This is a genomic window from Nocardiopsis oceani (assembly GCF_054777395.1).
The window spans coordinates 20408-35159 of sequence record NZ_BAAHAR010000002.1 but is presented as its reverse complement, the minus strand read 5'-3'; the positions used below and the strand labels follow the sequence as shown (position 1 = coordinate 35159).

The 14752-nt window shown below is 70.1% G+C and carries 11 protein-coding genes; 8 read left to right on the top strand and 3 right to left on the bottom strand.

Annotated features, from left to right (window positions below):
• Positions 1 to 3: 3 nt before the first annotated feature.
• The 8 genes from ACYVDG_RS01230 to ACYVDG_RS01195 all read left to right on the top strand — a co-directional run bounded on the left by ACYVDG_RS01230 (position 4) and on the right by ACYVDG_RS01195 (position 9506).
• A complete protein-coding gene (locus ACYVDG_RS01230) occupies positions 4 to 1065 on the top strand; it encodes a branched-chain amino acid ABC transporter permease (RefSeq protein WP_460745915.1) in 1062 nt (353 codons plus the stop codon).
• A 66-nt stretch (positions 1066 to 1131) separates the two neighbouring features.
• The gene (locus tag ACYVDG_RS01225) at positions 1132 to 2286 is read left to right on the top strand and encodes an ABC transporter substrate-binding protein (RefSeq protein ID WP_460745912.1); all 1155 of its coding nucleotides are present in this window, start codon (positions 1132 to 1134) and stop codon (positions 2284 to 2286) included.
• 5 nt (positions 2287 to 2291) lie between these two features.
• Complete coding sequence (locus ACYVDG_RS01220; RefSeq protein ID WP_460745910.1) at positions 2292 to 3137, top strand: ABC transporter ATP-binding protein; 846 nt, start codon at positions 2292 to 2294, stop codon at positions 3135 to 3137.
• 24 nt (positions 3138 to 3161) lie between these two features.
• Positions 3162 to 4418, top strand: coding sequence for a phenylacetate--CoA ligase family protein (locus ACYVDG_RS01215; RefSeq protein WP_460745909.1), 1257 nt, complete (start codon positions 3162 to 3164; stop codon positions 4416 to 4418).
• A 115-nt stretch (positions 4419 to 4533) separates the two neighbouring features.
• Complete coding sequence (locus ACYVDG_RS01210) at positions 4534 to 4659, top strand: hypothetical protein (RefSeq protein WP_460745907.1); 126 nt, start codon at positions 4534 to 4536, stop codon at positions 4657 to 4659.
• A gap of 216 nt (positions 4660 to 4875) precedes the next feature.
• Positions 4876 to 6075, top strand: coding sequence for a methyltransferase domain-containing protein (locus ACYVDG_RS01205; RefSeq protein ID WP_460745905.1), 1200 nt, complete (start codon positions 4876 to 4878; stop codon positions 6073 to 6075).
• A 635-nt stretch (positions 6076 to 6710) separates the two neighbouring features.
• On the top strand, positions 6711 to 8024 hold the full coding sequence (locus tag ACYVDG_RS01200) for an HNH endonuclease signature motif containing protein (protein ID WP_460745904.1): 1314 nt from the start codon (positions 6711 to 6713) through the stop codon (positions 8022 to 8024).
• A gap of 924 nt (positions 8025 to 8948) precedes the next feature.
• The gene (locus ACYVDG_RS01195) at positions 8949 to 9506 is read left to right on the top strand and encodes a dihydrofolate reductase family protein (RefSeq protein ID WP_460745902.1); all 558 of its coding nucleotides are present in this window, start codon (positions 8949 to 8951) and stop codon (positions 9504 to 9506) included.
• A gap of 70 nt (positions 9507 to 9576) precedes the next feature.
• On the opposite strand, the gene ACYVDG_RS01190 is transcribed toward ACYVDG_RS01195, so the two are convergent.
• The 3 genes from ACYVDG_RS01190 to ACYVDG_RS01180 all read right to left on the bottom strand — a co-directional run bounded on the left by ACYVDG_RS01190 (position 9577) and on the right by ACYVDG_RS01180 (position 14737).
• Positions 9577 to 10689, bottom strand: coding sequence for an SEC-C metal-binding domain-containing protein (locus ACYVDG_RS01190; RefSeq protein ID WP_460745900.1), 1113 nt, complete (start codon positions 10687 to 10689; stop codon positions 9577 to 9579).
• 95 nt (positions 10690 to 10784) lie between these two features.
• On the bottom strand, positions 10785 to 11519 hold the full coding sequence (locus ACYVDG_RS01185) for an SWIM zinc finger family protein (protein ID WP_460745898.1): 735 nt from the start codon (positions 11517 to 11519) through the stop codon (positions 10785 to 10787).
• Positions 11519 to 14737, bottom strand: a complete 3219-nt coding sequence (locus tag ACYVDG_RS01180; RefSeq protein WP_460745896.1) for an SNF2-related protein — start codon at positions 14735 to 14737, stop codon at positions 11519 to 11521. Before ACYVDG_RS01180 ends, ACYVDG_RS01185 begins: the two co-directional genes overlap by 1 nt.
• Positions 14738 to 14752: the final 15 nt, after the last annotated feature.

The following is a 14752-nucleotide window of genomic DNA, read 5'->3' as shown; positions in this document are numbered from 1 at the left end:
GCCATGCCAGCGACCGCCACCGGGGTGCACCACCGCACCTACCGCTCCGACCTCGCGCTGCGGCACACCCGTGCCGAGCGAGCCCGGCTCGTGATCGTCGTCCTGGCGCTCGCCGCGCTGCCGTTCGTCGTGGACGTGTACTGGCTCAGCGTCGTCAACACCATCCTGATCGCCGTCGTGGGTTCCGTCGGCCTGAACATCCTGGTCGGCTTCACCGGCCAGATCTCCCTCGGCCAGGGCGGGTTCCTCGCCGTCGGCGCGTTCACCTCCGCGCTGCTGTACGAGCGCGCCGGGATGCCCGCACCTGTGTCCATCGCCGCCGCGGTCCTGTTCACCGCCGTCGTCGGGGCGTTCTTCGGGCTGCCGGCGCTCCGGCTCAAGGGGCTGTACCTCGCGATCGCGACCCTGGCCGCGCAGACCATCATCCTGTTCGTGGTGCGCCGCTGGGACTGGCTCACCGACGGTGAGGGCTACCTGGACATCCGGCCGTTCCAGCTCTTCGGCGTCGAGTTCACCGGGCCGATGCGGGAGCTGATGTGGTACGTGACCCTGCTGACCATAGCCACCCTCGCCGTGCTGGCCGCACGCAACCTGTTCCGCGCGAACCTGGGGCGCTCGTTCATGGCGGTGCGCGACCACGACATCGCCGCGGCCGCGATGGGCGTCAACGTCACCTACACCAAGGTGATGGCCTTCGCCGTCTCCTCGGGCTTCGTCGGCCTGGCCGGCGCGCTCACCGCCCACTACAACTCCACCGTCTCCTGGGAGAGGTTCACGCTGGAGGAATCCATCCTCTTCCTGGCGATGATCATCGTCGGCGGCCTGGGCAGCGTGGCCGGCTCCGTGTACGGCGCGGCGTTCATCATCCTGCTCTCGCCGCTGCTCCTGGAACTCACCCGGGCACTCCACGACGTCGCACCCTGGCTCAGCGGACACTTTCCCGCGCTCGAAATCGCCGCGTTCGGCCTGGTCATCGTGTTGTTCCTGATCTTCGAACCGCGCGGACTGGACCGCATCTGGCAGCGCGTCAAGGACTACGTCCGCTTCTGGCCGTTCCGCTATTAACCATCTGACGGGAGACCCTCCATGCGCATCCCACTCCGCTCCCTGGCCATAACATCGGCCCTCGTCATGGTCGCGACCGCGTGCAGCGGCAGCGTGTTCTCCGGCGGGGAGGACGCCGAAGAAGGCGACATCCCCATCGGGATCATCGCCGACCTCACCGGTGCGACCGCCGACGTCAGCACCATCTACAACAACGGCATGCTCGCCTACATCGACAAGCTCAACGACGAGGGCGGCATCGAGGGCCGGGAGATCGACGCCCAGTCCGAGGACTACGCCTACGAGGTGCCCGCGGCCGAGGACCTGTACCGCCGCTACACCGCCGATGGGGTGGTCGCGGTCCAGGGCTGGGGCACCGGTGACACCGAAGCGCTCCGCGGCAGCGTCGCCTCCGACGAACTGCCGTTCATGTCGGCGTCCTACTCCGAGGAGCTCACCGACCCCGAGGAGTCCCCGTACAACTTCGTGGTGGGGCCGACCTACTCCGACCAGATGCGGGTGGCCCTCGACTACATCGTGGCCGAGGACGACGCCGACGAGATCGCCGTGTTCCACCACGACTCGCCGTTCGGCACCGCGCCCGTGGGCGACGGCGAGGACTGGATCGAGGAACAGGGCTACGACCTGGGTTACGAGTCCTACGCCATGCCCGACGAGACCGCGAACTTCGTCGGCATGCTGGCCCAGGCCGAATCCCAGGGCGCCTCGCACATCGTGATCCAGAACGTGTCCACCCCGGCCGCGCAGGCCGCCCGGGACCTCGCCGAGCAGAACATGGACATGCGGGTCGTGTGCCTGAACTGGTGCGCCGACGAGCTGTTCATCACCACAGCCGGCGAGGAGGAGTCCGAAGGGCACCTGTTCGTCCAGCCGTTCGCGCCGCCGGAGGCGGAACTGCCGGGCCACGAGGAGCCCGCGGCCTACCTGGAGGAGCACGGCGAGTCGCTGGCGGACGAGGGCCTGCACTTCACCCAGGGCTGGTACACGATGCACGTGATGGCGGAGGGCATGCGGGAACTGGTCGAGAACGACGAGGACGTCACCGGCGCCAACCTGCGCGAAGCCCTGGAGGGCATCGAGGTCGACACGGGCGGCGTGGTCGGCAGCGGCACCGTCAGCTTCACCGAGGACTCGCACCGGGGCTCCACCAGCACCGGTATCTACGAGGTCCAAGCCGGTGAGCTGGTCGAGGTCGCCGCTGACATGGAACCCGGGGAGTAACGGCCATGACCGGATCTTCGCCGCGCGCGGAAGCGGCCCGAGGCGGTTCTCCCCCTGACCCCGGGGCCCTGCGCCTCAACAACATCGAAGTGATCTACGACGAGGTCATCCTGGTGCTGCGCGGCCTGTCACTGGAGGTCGCACCCGGATCCATCGTCGCCCTGCTGGGGTCCAACGGGGCGGGAAAGTCCACCACGCTCAAGGCGATCTCCGGGCTCCTGCCCAGCGAGCACGGAGAGATCACCTCCGGCGAGGTGTTCCTGGACGAGCAGGACGTCACCCACGTCGACCCTCCCCAGCGCGTGCGGCAGGGCATGTCGCTGTGCATGGAGGGACGGCACGTGTTCGAGCACCTCACTGTGCAGGAGAACCTCGTGGCCGGCGCCTACACCCGCGGACGGGTACGCGGCGAGGACCTGGACATGGTGTACGGCTACTTCCCCCGCCTCGCGGACCTGCGCTCCCGGGTGGCCGGGTTCCTCTCCGGCGGGGAGCAGCAGATGCTCGCGATCGGGCGCGCCCTGATGGCCCGCCCCCGGCTGCTCATGCTGGACGAGCCGTCGCTCGGGCTCGCCCCCCGCCTGGTGGAGGAGATCTTCTCCTACATCACCCGCCTCAACCAGGAGCTGGGCACCACGATCCTCGTGGTCGAGCAGAACGCCCGCCAAGCCCTGGACGTGGCCCACCACGGCTACGTGATGGAGCGCGGCCGGGTGGTTCTGGAGGGGCCGGCGTCCGAACTCCGGGAGAACCCGGACGTCAAGGAGTTCTACCTGGGCGTCGGCAAGGAGGGTGAGCGGCGCAGCTACCGGGACGTCAAGCACTACAAGAGGCGCAAGCGCTGGCTGTGACCACACGAGAGTATGGGAGGAATCGTGAGCAACACACTCCAGGAGGCCGTGGACCGCTACACCACCGGCCTGGACGACGCGGTGTCCGCCATGGTCCGGGAAGCCGCGGACCGCGTTCCCGGGTTCGCCGCGCGGCTCGCCGAGGCGGGCATCGAGCCGGGGGCGGTCGGGAGCGTGGCCGGTCTCGATGCACTACCGGTCATGTCGAAGGACGACATGATCGCCCAGCAGCGCAGCGATCCGCCGTTCGGGGGCTACCTGGCGAGCGACGTCCGCCCGCTCCGGATCTTCCAGTCGCCCGGCCCGCTGCACGAACCACAGCTGCCCGGGCCGGACCCGTGGCGCTGGAGTGAGGCGCTGCGCTCCCTGGGGCTCAAACCCGGGGACACCCTGCTGAACTGCTTCGGGTACCACCTGTCCCCGGCCGGCGCGATGTTCGAGGAGGGCGCCGCCGCCGTCGGCGCCACGGTCGTACCGGGCGGTATCGGCAACCTCGAACTGCAGGCCGGGATGGTCGCGGAGCTGGACGTCACCGCCTACACCGGCCTTCCCAGCTACCTCAAGGCACTGCGCGAGCGGTTCACCGAAGGCGGCCACGACCCCCAGTCCTGGCAGCTCCGCCGGGCCCTGGTCACGGCCGAGCCGCTGCCTGACTCGCTGCGCGCGGAGCTGGAAACGTGGGTGGCGGACGTGCGCATGTCCTACGGCACCGCCGAGACCGGCCTGCTGGGTTACGAGACGGCGCCGGGCTCCGGCTTGCGGCTGGCCGAGGGTGTCCTCGTCCAGATCTGCGACCTGTCTTCGGGGCTGCCCGTCCGGGACGGCACGGTGGGGCAGGTCGTGGTGACCCTGCTGCGCGCGGAGTACCCGCTGGTCCGCTTCGGTACCGGCGATCTCTCCGCCTGGGTCGAGGGTCCTGAGGGGTCCGACGGCTCCGAGGGCTCCGAGGGCACCGACGGGGCACCGCGGCTCGCCGGCGTGCTCGGCCGGGCCGGAGAAGCGGTGAAGGTCCGCGGCATGTTCCTGCACCCGAAGCAGGCCAGCTCCGCCCTGGACGGCATGCCCGGGCTCGGGAAGTTCCGGTTCGTGGTGCGGCGCGCCGATCACCGCGACGAACTGCGCTGTGAGGTCACCACGGTGGACGGTGCGGCCCCGGAGCGCGTGGCCGAGGACGTGTCCTCCCGCATCCGCGCCGCCCTGCGGTTCGATTCCAAGGTCGACGTGGTCCCCGAGATCGCCGCCGACGCCGACGTCATCACCGACACCCGGGACTGGTCCTAAGAGCACCTTCCGTGGCCCGCCGCACCCCGGAGCATGGCGGCGGGCCACGGAACGGTGTACCCGGAGGCGCTCACGGCCTTCGGGAGAGCTCGCGGCCTTCGGGAGAGAGGGTCCTGTGAAGGAGGTGACCGCCGCCGCGGACCATCACGGTCCCGACCGGCCGCTGGTGCTGTGGCTCGACGTCCTCTCCGCCGATCGGTACACCGAACTGGTGACCCCGGCACCGGCACCCTCCCCGTAGGACCGCGGATCCTGGCGTCCCTGGACTCCGCTATCCTGGCTCGACCTCGCGGAACACACCCCGGTGAACCCTCGGCGGCACTGTGCACGATAGGTAGGAGTACGGCTCCACCTCCGACGGGCGGGACCCCCTCCGCCCCAGTCCGCCACCGAGCCCGCCACGGAGCACGAGCATCGGCGGCTCCGGCGGAGGCAAGCACGAGAGGGACGACAAGCAGTGACTCCCCCGCACGAGAAGCTGGCCGCCCGCCTCGAATGGGAGGGCGTCCTGCCGCAGCACTGGCGTTCCGCTTTCCACCGGGTCCAACGCCACTGCTTCCTCCCGGACCGGATCACCACCCGGGGCGGCACCACCGTGAACCGGGTCCACGACGAGGAGCGGTGGTTCGAACTGGCCTACGACGACATCCCGGTCATCACCCAGCTCGACGACGGCACCGGGGACGGCTCCGGCTACCCCACCAGCTCCGCGTCGCAACCCGCGATCGTCGCCGACATGCTCCGCCGCTTGGACGTGACCCCCGGGATGCGCGTACTGGAGATCGGAACCGGCACCGGCTACAACGCCGCCCTCCTCTCCCACCTGCTCGGCGACGAAGAAGTCACCACCGTCGAGATAGACCCTGGCCTCGCCGAACGGGCCCGCGAACGGCTGCTCTGCGCGGGGTTCGGACCACTCGTCATCACCGGGGACGGCACCCAGGGCTGGCCCGCACGCGCCCCTTTCGACCGGGTGATCAGCACCGCCGCCGTCAAACGCGTGCCCTACCACTGGATCGCCCAGACCCGGCCCGGCGGGAAGATCCTCACCCCCTGGGGCAACGCCTTCCACAACGGGGTGCTCGCCGCCCTCCGCGTGGGCCCGGACGGCACCGCGCACGGACGCTTCGACGGCAAGGTGGGATTCATGTGGGTGCGCGGCCAACGCACCCCCGGTAGGGCTGTGGAGGCCTACGTCCACCCTGAGGACCAGGAGTCCACTGTCACGCGTACCGCGCTCCACCCCGACGAGCCGATCAACGACTTCGACGCGTGCTTCGCCATCGGCCTGCGCATGCCCACCGTGCTGAACCGGGTCGAGTTCGCCGGGGACGATGAGGGCGGGACCGGCGCGGCGGGGGCGGAGGGCGCGGAAGGTGCGGAAGGCGCAGCAGGTGCGGAGGGCGCGGAACAGCGGTTCACCGTCTACCTGGTCGATCCCGAGACCGCCTCCTGGGCGTCCTGGCACATAGACCCGCGCGACCAGGAGAGCGGGTACAAGGTCCGCCAACACGGGCCGCGCTCCCTATTCACCGAACTAGAAGCCGCCTACCGGTGGTGGCAGGACACCGGACGACCGGACCACACCCGGTTCGGTCTCACCGTGTCCGCGGGCGCCCAGTGCGCCTGGCTCGACGACCCGCAGAACCGGGTGTGAGCTGGGCGGCAAGGGCCAACACCGTTCACCGTTCTCTTCGGGCGTGGGCTAGCGGTTCGGGCGTGGGCAAGGGGTTGCCTTCCGGGTTGGGGTTCCCTCCTTTCCCGCCGCCCGATTGTGGCCGTCTCCGCTACGCGCCTCAAGGTCGTCGCCATCGAGCGCTTCGCGCGTCATTGGCGCTCCACCTTGACCCGCTCCGCTCCGACGGCAGGTTGGCGGCTATCGGGAAAGGGGGACGGGTGGTTGAGGTCCGAGCGGCCCCGGCCTGGCGGCCGGGCAACCCCGGTCGGCCTGGCGGCCGATACCTGCCACACCGCCAGAGCGTTGACGGTTCGGGTGTCGCGGCCGGTCAATGCGCGCGGCGAACCCCTCTCGGCGGCCTTTTCCCCGATGATCTTGCCCCTGTCTCCACCCTCGGCCGTCGAGAATGGAGACAGGGGCAAGATCATCCCCTACCAGCGACCTGGAATTCCAGGTTCGGACAAACACCAAGTCGAGTGGGGAGATAAAGGCACTTCCGGGTGGAGGAAAAAGGGCGACCGGAAAGGGATCCGGAGCGCACCCCCGGGGAAAAAGATCTGAAGTTGCCGCAGGCAACACTCCCTTTCTCGCGCCTTTTCGATTACAATATAAGAATGACGATCTCTCCTGAAGCACCCACCCCCACTGGGCACACCCCGGTGGATGTCGCGGTGGACGCTGCCCGGGAAGAGAGCGCCGACTTCTTCGGCCGCGACGTGCCGCTGGGGGCGGCGGGTGAGGTGTTGGACCAGGCCACCCGGGTGTGGGAACAACTCGACCAGATCAAGGTGTCCATGGCCGCCCGACTGGCCCAGCTGGAGGCCACCGGCCAGCTGTTGGAGCAGGGCGGGCAGAAGAGCCTGGAGGCGTGGCTGCGCCACGCCTTCGGTATTCCTGCTGGGCAGGCCAACGACCTGGCCCTGATCGGGCGCGCCGAATTCCGTCAGGAAATGGTCCCCACCATCCAGGCGTTGCACTCCGGGGTCCTGTCAGTGGGTGAAGCCGCTGCGGTGATCAAGGGCGCCGACGCGGGTGTGGAGAAAAGGGAGAAGGGTGACCACCCCGACCCGGAGCTGTTCCGGGCGAAAATGGAGTTCGGGATCCTGGGGTTCAAGGAGTCGCGCCCGAACATGTCGGTGGGCCAGATCACCCGCTTCGCCCACCAGCTGTGCATGGGGCTCAACCCGAACAAGGTGGAAAAGGACCACGAGGCCGCCCACGCCGCCCGGGGCGCCCAGCTGGTCACCACCTTCGACAAAACTTTCCTGTTCCAGGTGTGGGGCTCTCCCGCTGACGCCTTGCGGATCCAGGTGGCGTTGGACAACTACCAGGTGCCCTTCCACTCCGAGGACGGGCTGTCCAAGTACGAGCGCACCTACGACGCCCTGATGGCCGCGTTGGGCTTCGCCCAGTCCCACCAGGGTTGTGACACCCCGACCACGGCGACGGCGTTGATCAACATCACCGTGCCCGCCACCAGCCTGGCCGGGGACGAGGAAGCCGAGGACGCTGGTCCGGCCACCACGGAGACCGGGCAGGTCGTGCCCATCTCGGTGGTGCGCGAACTCCTGGGTGAGAGCTGGATCCGCCGCCTGGTCATCGAGCAGAAGAACGGCCAGGTCCTGGACGTGGGCCGCTCCTGCCGACTGGCCCCGCCCAAGATCCGGGCGGCTGCTTTCCACGGGCACACCAGCTGCGCCTGGCAGTACGGGTGCGACGTACCGCTGCCCTGGACCCAGGCCGATCACATCGTGGAGTTCTGGCAGGGCGGCACCACCAGCGCCGCCAACATCCAGCCGCTCTGTGCGACCCATAACCAGGTCAAGCACCGGTGGTCGGTACGCCAGGACCGCCGGATGTGGTCCGGCCGCACCCGAGGCCGCACCGGAAACAGGGATGGGGACGGGGACCCAGCCCCACACCCGTAACCACCCACCCTCACCAATCACCCCCGTCACCGCCGGGCCCCTACCCGAACACGCCCATGCCCAGGCACCGAGTCCTCCACCCCCGGGTGTCCGCCGCCCACCATGACCAGCCGCGACACCCCCAACCGCCACAGCGCCGGCGCAGGGGCAGGCATCGGCCCCCAGGCCGAGGGGTTCGCAGCAGAGCATGACCGGCCGCGACACCGCCAGGCGTCAACGCTCCGGCGAAGTGGCAACTGACGGCCGCCAGGCCGTGCCGTTGGGCCTTTCAGGCCCCTCGGGGCCGTTTGGGCCCCTGCCCACACCTCCCCCGTTCCTGATAGCCGCCAACCCGCCGTCGCAGCGAAGCGGGTCAAGGTGGAGCGCCAATGACGCGCGAAGCGCTCGATGGCGACGACCTTGAGGCGCGCAGCGGAGACGGCCACCATCGGGCGGCAGGAAAAGGGGAGAACCACCCGCACCCGCAGAAGAGCCCGGCCCACGGACTCGAAAACCCTCTCATCCGCCCCCTGGTCCGAGGATCTGAGGACAGACCCACGATTCTCTTCACCTCGGAACACGTGCAGGCCTCATCACCTGGGAACACGCGCAGGACATCGGAAACTGTCACTCTCCCGCCGTCAGAGCGGCACCCTTCCGCTCCCGGCTCCCCGCACCCCCACTGAGCGGATTGTTCTCGTGACCGCACCGTTCCGCCGCGTCGCATCCACGACCCCCTGGACGACTTCGGGGCGTGGCCCGCAAGGGATAGGGCTGCACCGGCGGCGGGGGCGGTATCCGGGCGGCCCGTAGCCCAAGGTGCGGCCCCGCGATCTGCCTAGGGTGTGGAACTCTGCCTAGGGTGTGGAACTCGCGATGAGTTTCGCGCCCGGGATCGGTCCTTACGGGCAGAACGGAAGAGAACCATCTGCACCGGAGGAACCCATGGCCAAGGTCATCTACTCCATGTTCGTCTCGGTGGACGGCTACGTCTCCTCCGCCGACGGCGGCCTGGACTGGCTGTTCCCGGACGAGGAGCTCCACGGATTCGTCAACGAGCAGTCGCGCGCGATCACGGCGTCCCTGTACGGCCGCCGCCTGTTCGAGCTCATGGCCGACTACTGGCCGACCGTGCAGGACACACCGCAGACGCCCCGGGTGGAAGCGGACTTCGCCCGGTTCTGGAGGGAGACGGAGAAGATCGTGTTCTCCACGACCCTGGGATCCCACGAGTGGGCAGACAGGGTCATCGGCGATGACGTGCCGGGAGCGGTCGCCCGCCTCAAGGACGAACTCCCGGGCGAGATGGACGTCGGCGGGCCCACCCTGGCGGCGGAGCTCATCCGGCACGGCCTCGTCGACGAGTACCGGCAGTTCGTCTTTCCCGTCGTGTTGGGCGACGGGCTGCCCTTCTTCCCTGGCCTGGACCGACCCGGGAAGCTGCGGCTCGTCGAGAACCGCACCTTCGACTCCGGGGTGGTCTACCTGAGGTACGCGTCCTGAACGCATACACCCAGAGGGCACGGCACGACCGGGCGGGCCCCGGTGCGCCCACACGGCGCCCCAACGTCGGTCAGCGCTGGGACGGGGACCCGCAGCACTTCTTGTACTTGCGCCCCGAGGCGCACCAGCACGGTTTGTTGCGTTCGGGCGGCCACGGCAGCCGACTCGGCGAGTCGTTCGGGAGCGCCGCGGCCCACTTCTCGCGGGTGGACTCCTCCGCCGGGTCGAGACCCTGTTCCGCGGCGAAGGCCGCGACTTCGTCGGCGTCCGCGGTCACCACCGCGAAGAGGGTGTCCGGATAGCGGCGGGACGCCCCGCGCAGCCCGCGCTCGGTCTCCGCGTAGTGATCGGCCTCGGCCATGTGCGGGCCGATCATGCCCAGCTCACGTGCGCGTGGGAGGGAGGCGCGGGAGTACGCCACGGTGAACCCTGGTACCTCGGGAGCCTGGGCAGTGAACGGGTCGCCGAAAGGCGGCTCGTCGTCCAGCAGTCCGCTGCCCTCGTGGAGGGCCCGCGACCGGACTTCGGCGGCGGGCCCGGACTTCCGCAGGTTATCGATGACGCGCTGTACCACTGGAGGGTGCGACACGGAGATAAAGTTGTCCGCCATGACCAGGGCGGCGCGGTCGTGTCCGTCCTCGGGGATACCGAGCCGGTCCCGCAGGCGGGCGCGGCCCAGCAGCGGCACCACGGCGGCGGGGCCGAGACCGTCGATCTGGTCGGCGGGCAGGGTGAGCGGCTCCCTCGCGGCGATCTCGAAGCCGCGCAGTGCCTCCTCCAGCTTGCCGTCCCTCTCGAACTCCTCGGCGACCGTGCTCGCCGTGACCGGGTCGAGCCGGTCGGGGTCGAGGAGCTCGTCGACGAGGTCGTCGGCCGCCTTCTCCTCTCCGGCGGCTCGGAGCAGAAGCATCAGCGAGTAGGTGGCGTACTGAGCGGTCACGTTGTCCGGAGGGTTCTCCCGGATCGCCTCCAACAGGTGCCGGGCCCGGTCGGGGCGGCCGGCGCTCTCCAGGTGGTCGGCGGCGTCCAGGAGGATGTCACCGGTCAGCTCGTCGTACTCGCGGATGTCGTGCAGGAGCTCTTCCGGCAGGTCCAGTGTCTGGGCGGTCTCCCACAGCCGCGGGGAGAGCGTTGCGGGAAGCGGGATGCGTGAAGGGTTTTCGCGGGGTTCAGGGTCTGGCATGGTCCAAAGCTATCCACCTTCCCCCGCCCGGCGGTGACGGATGCTCAGACCCGGCTGCCCGTCAGCCGCCCGTCACCCGACTGGTCCAGCCCCCGTCAACGGACCGGCCCGCGGCCGAGGCGCTCGTACACGGGTGCCAGCCGGGAGGCCACACCCGGTGTGGCTCCCTCCCAGTGCGCGAGCGGGTCGAAGGGGCGCTGCGGCGCCAGCCGCGCGGGTTCGCTCCGCACCCAGAAACCGTCGACGGCCGCGGCCAGCGGCGCCACTTCGACCTCCAACTCACCCGTAGGCCCCGACTGGCGTCCCGCCCCTTCCAGGGCGCTGACCACCTCGTCCTCGGGCCGCCCCAGCCACGTGAACAGCAGGAGCGGTTCGTCGTCGAGCAGGGACGCCAGGGCGTACAGTACGGCCGCGCCGTGCTTGCAGGGGTTCCCCCAGTCCGGGCAGGTGCAGCGGAAACCGAAGTCGTCGATGCTGTCGGGGAAGAGCCGCACCCCGTGGTCGGCGAAGACCTCGTCGATGTCGGGAGGCATCTCGCCGGACAGCAGGTCGGCCACGGCATCCGCGTCCTGGGAGAGATCGTCCAGGATGCGCTCCCACCGGTGGTCCTCGACCTTCTGATAGACGACGGACACCCGGTAGGGACGCCCCCGCGAGCCCCCCACGCTGGCCACGACCGCGGACCGGTCCACGTCGACGGTGATCTGGGAGACGGCTCCCTTGCGCAGGTAAGTGCGGCCCCTGGCCATCCTCACGTGGTCGCCGTCAGCCATCCCTTCCATGAGCCGGTGCGCCCACCAGCTCGTACAGATCTGGTTCCCTGCGCCCATCAGGCCACCGCTTCCGGCGCCAGGCGCACGACGTCGCGCAGTTCGGCCACGCTCATGTCGCCGAGCCAGTCCTCGCCGGAGCCCACGACCGCCTCGGCCAGGCTCTTCTTACGTTCGATCATCTCGTCGACCCTCTCCTCCAAGGTCCCCACGCAGACCATCTTGCGCACCTGCACGTTGCGTTTCTGCCCGATGCGGAAGGCCCGGTCGGTGGCCTGGTCCTCCACGGCCGGGTTCCACCACCGGTCGAAGTGCACGACCTGGTTGGCGGCGGTCAGGTTCAGCCCGGTCCCCGCCGCCTTCAGGGAGAGCAGGAACAGCACCGGTTCGGCACTGGTCTGGAACCGCTCGACCATGGCCTCGCGCTTCTTCCTCGGGGTGCCGCCGTGCAGCCACAGCACCGGCATGTCCAGCCTGCCTTCGAGGTAGGGGGCCAGGCGGGAACCGAACTCGGTGTACTGCGTGAAGCACAGCGCCTTGTCGCCCTCGGCCGCCATCTCGGTGAGCAGCTGCTCCAGTTGGGCCAGCTTGCCCGAACGCCCCGGCAGCCGGGAACCGTCACCGAGCAGGTGCGCGGGGTGGTTGCAGACCTGCTTGAGCTTGGCCATGGTCGCCAGGACCAGGCCCTTGCGCCGGATACCGGTGGCCTCGTCGACGAGCGCGGTCATCTCGTCGACGGTAGCCTTGTACAGGGAGGCCTGCTCCGGGGTGAGCGTGCACCAGGTCCGCATCTCGTGTTTGGCGGGCAGGTCGGTGATGATGGAGGTGTCGGTCTTGAGGCGGCGCAGCACGAACGGGTCGGTGACCCGGCGCAGCCGCGCGGTGGCGGACCGACCGGAGTCCGCGGTGGCGGACCGACCGGAGTCCGCTTTGAGGTCGCGTTGGATGTCGGCCGCCACACCCTTCTCGAAGGCCTCGCGGGAACCGAGCAGCCCCGGGTTGGCGAAGTCCAGGATGGACCAGAGCTCGCCCAGGTGGTTCTCCACCGGGGTGCCGGTGAGCGCGATCTTCGAGGGCGCGGGGACGGCGCGTGCCGCCCCGGCCTGCTTGGTACGGGAGTTCTTGATGTTCTGGGCCTCGTCGCAGACCACCCGTGCCCAAGTCAGGGCGGAAAGCTCTTCGGCGTCGCGCAGCAACACCCCGTAGGTGGTCACGAACAGGTCGGTCTCGGACGCCGTCCGCGCCAGCTCCTCCCCCTTGGGCCGCCCGGTCCCGTGGTGCAGGTGCACCCGGAGTTTGGGGGTGAACCGGGCGGCCTCCTTGCGCCAGTTGCCGACGACCGAGGTCGGGCACACCAGCAGCGTGGGCGCCGGTCGGCGCTCACCGGTACGTTCGTCGGCCAGCAGGGCGAGCAGCTGCACCGTCTTGCCCAAGCCCATGTCGTCGGCCAGGACCGCGCCGAGCCCGAGCCCGTCGAGGTAGCGCAGCCACGCGGCCCCGCGTTGCTGGTAGGGGCGTAGGTCGGCTTCCAGGCCGGGCGGTTCGGCCATGGGGGCGAAGACCTTCTCGGCGCGCCCGGCCAGCAGGGCGCCCAGGTCCCCGTCCGCTTCGACCTCGACCGGTTCCGGGGCTGCGGGGTCGGGGAGCACCGCCATCCGCAGGGCCTCGGCCATCCCCACCGTCCCGCTCTTTTTGCCCGACAGGAAGGCGGCGGCGCGGCGGAGCTGGTCCGGGTCCAGTCGGGCCCACTCGCCGCGCAGCCGCACGAGGGGCTGCTTGAGCCGGGCCAGTTCGGCCAGCTCGCCGGGGGTCAGTTCCACGTCGCCGATCGCGGCCCGGTAGTCGAAGGCGACCAGTGTGCGCCCGATGCCCGTACCGTCCTCGGCCCGGTGGGAACCGTGTTCGGAGAGGGCGAGCCGGGTCGCCACCCCGACGCTGCCGGTCCAGGGTGGCAGGAGCACGCCGAACCCTGCGTCACGCAGGGCGGTGGCGTGCCGGTCCAAGAAGTCGCACGCCTCGTCCAGGGTCAGTTCGAGGGTGCCCGGGTGCTCGGGTGCCAAGGCGCGTGCCAGCGACGGGCAAGCGCGCGCGGCCCGGACCAGGTCCCGGTTGACGGGTTCGGCGGCGTCGCGGGGCAGCCAGTCGACACCCTCCCCCGCACGCAGCTGGTTCAGGGGGACCATGAGGGAAGGCTCCTCCACGGACTGGACCCAGACCTGCAACTGCCAGGGGTCGTCGGCCGGTGCGTACAGCCCGGCTCCGTTCTCCCCGTCCGACACGTCGTGCGCTGGTTCGGACGGCTCTTCGTGCGCGTGCCACTCGTCGTGCACGTCCCACTCTTCGCCCGCCGGTTCGGGTGCCGGTTCGGGTTCGGCCAGACGGAAGACGAGACGAATCGCACCCGCGAACTGGTGGGCCGCGGCGAACCAGTCCTGTAGCTCCTCGGCGAGCGGGTGCGTACCGGTGGTCGGCAAACGGACGGAGTGGCCCAGAACGCCGTCGGCGTTGACCAGCGCGGCCAACCACCGGTGCTGGACGCTCGGGCGTTCGGGCAGCGCGACATCGTGGCCGACCAGGTGTTCGCGGGCTACGAGGTCGGTGAGGGCGCACAGGGTGCCCAGAGCGGACGCCATCGCGTCAGCGCCCGCGCCGTGTGCGTCGAGGTCCGGGTCGTGGTGGGCACGGGCCGCGGGCGGCAGGGCCTCGACGTGGGCGCGCAGCCAGGCGAAGGCCGCAGCGTCCAACAGGGGCCGCCACCGGGCACGGGGACGCACGGCCGTGTACGAGTCACCGTAGGGGACGTTCTCCTCCACCAGGCGCGGCAGGACCCGGCGCGCTTCGACCAAGCCCTCGGCGGCGTCCAGCAGGGCGGCCAGGTGCGGCAGCGAGGCGCTGTCCGAGTGTGCCCGAACGCCGCGCAGCAGGGCCAGAGCGTCGGCTCCGGCCAGGTCCAGAGCGGGCACGCGCCAGGGACGGACCGATACTCGGCCGGGATCGTATGCGGGCACTCCGTCCATGGCGGGGAACCAGGGCGGTGGAACCGGGTGCCGGGGGATGCCCGGCAGGTGCAGCACCTCCTCCGAGGGGGCGGCGGCCGTCAGCGCGGACGGGCCGAGCACCTCGGACAGCGCACGGGACAGCGTGTCGTGGTCGAGGGCGTAGGGGTGGGGACGGACCCGTTCGCGTGAGTACGTCGCTGCTGGCGCACTGGAGTCCAGTCCCCACACGCGTAGAAGGTCCGCTTCCCAGAAGGCTTCGATGGCACGCACACACTCCATTGTCAGCCCTGAGAC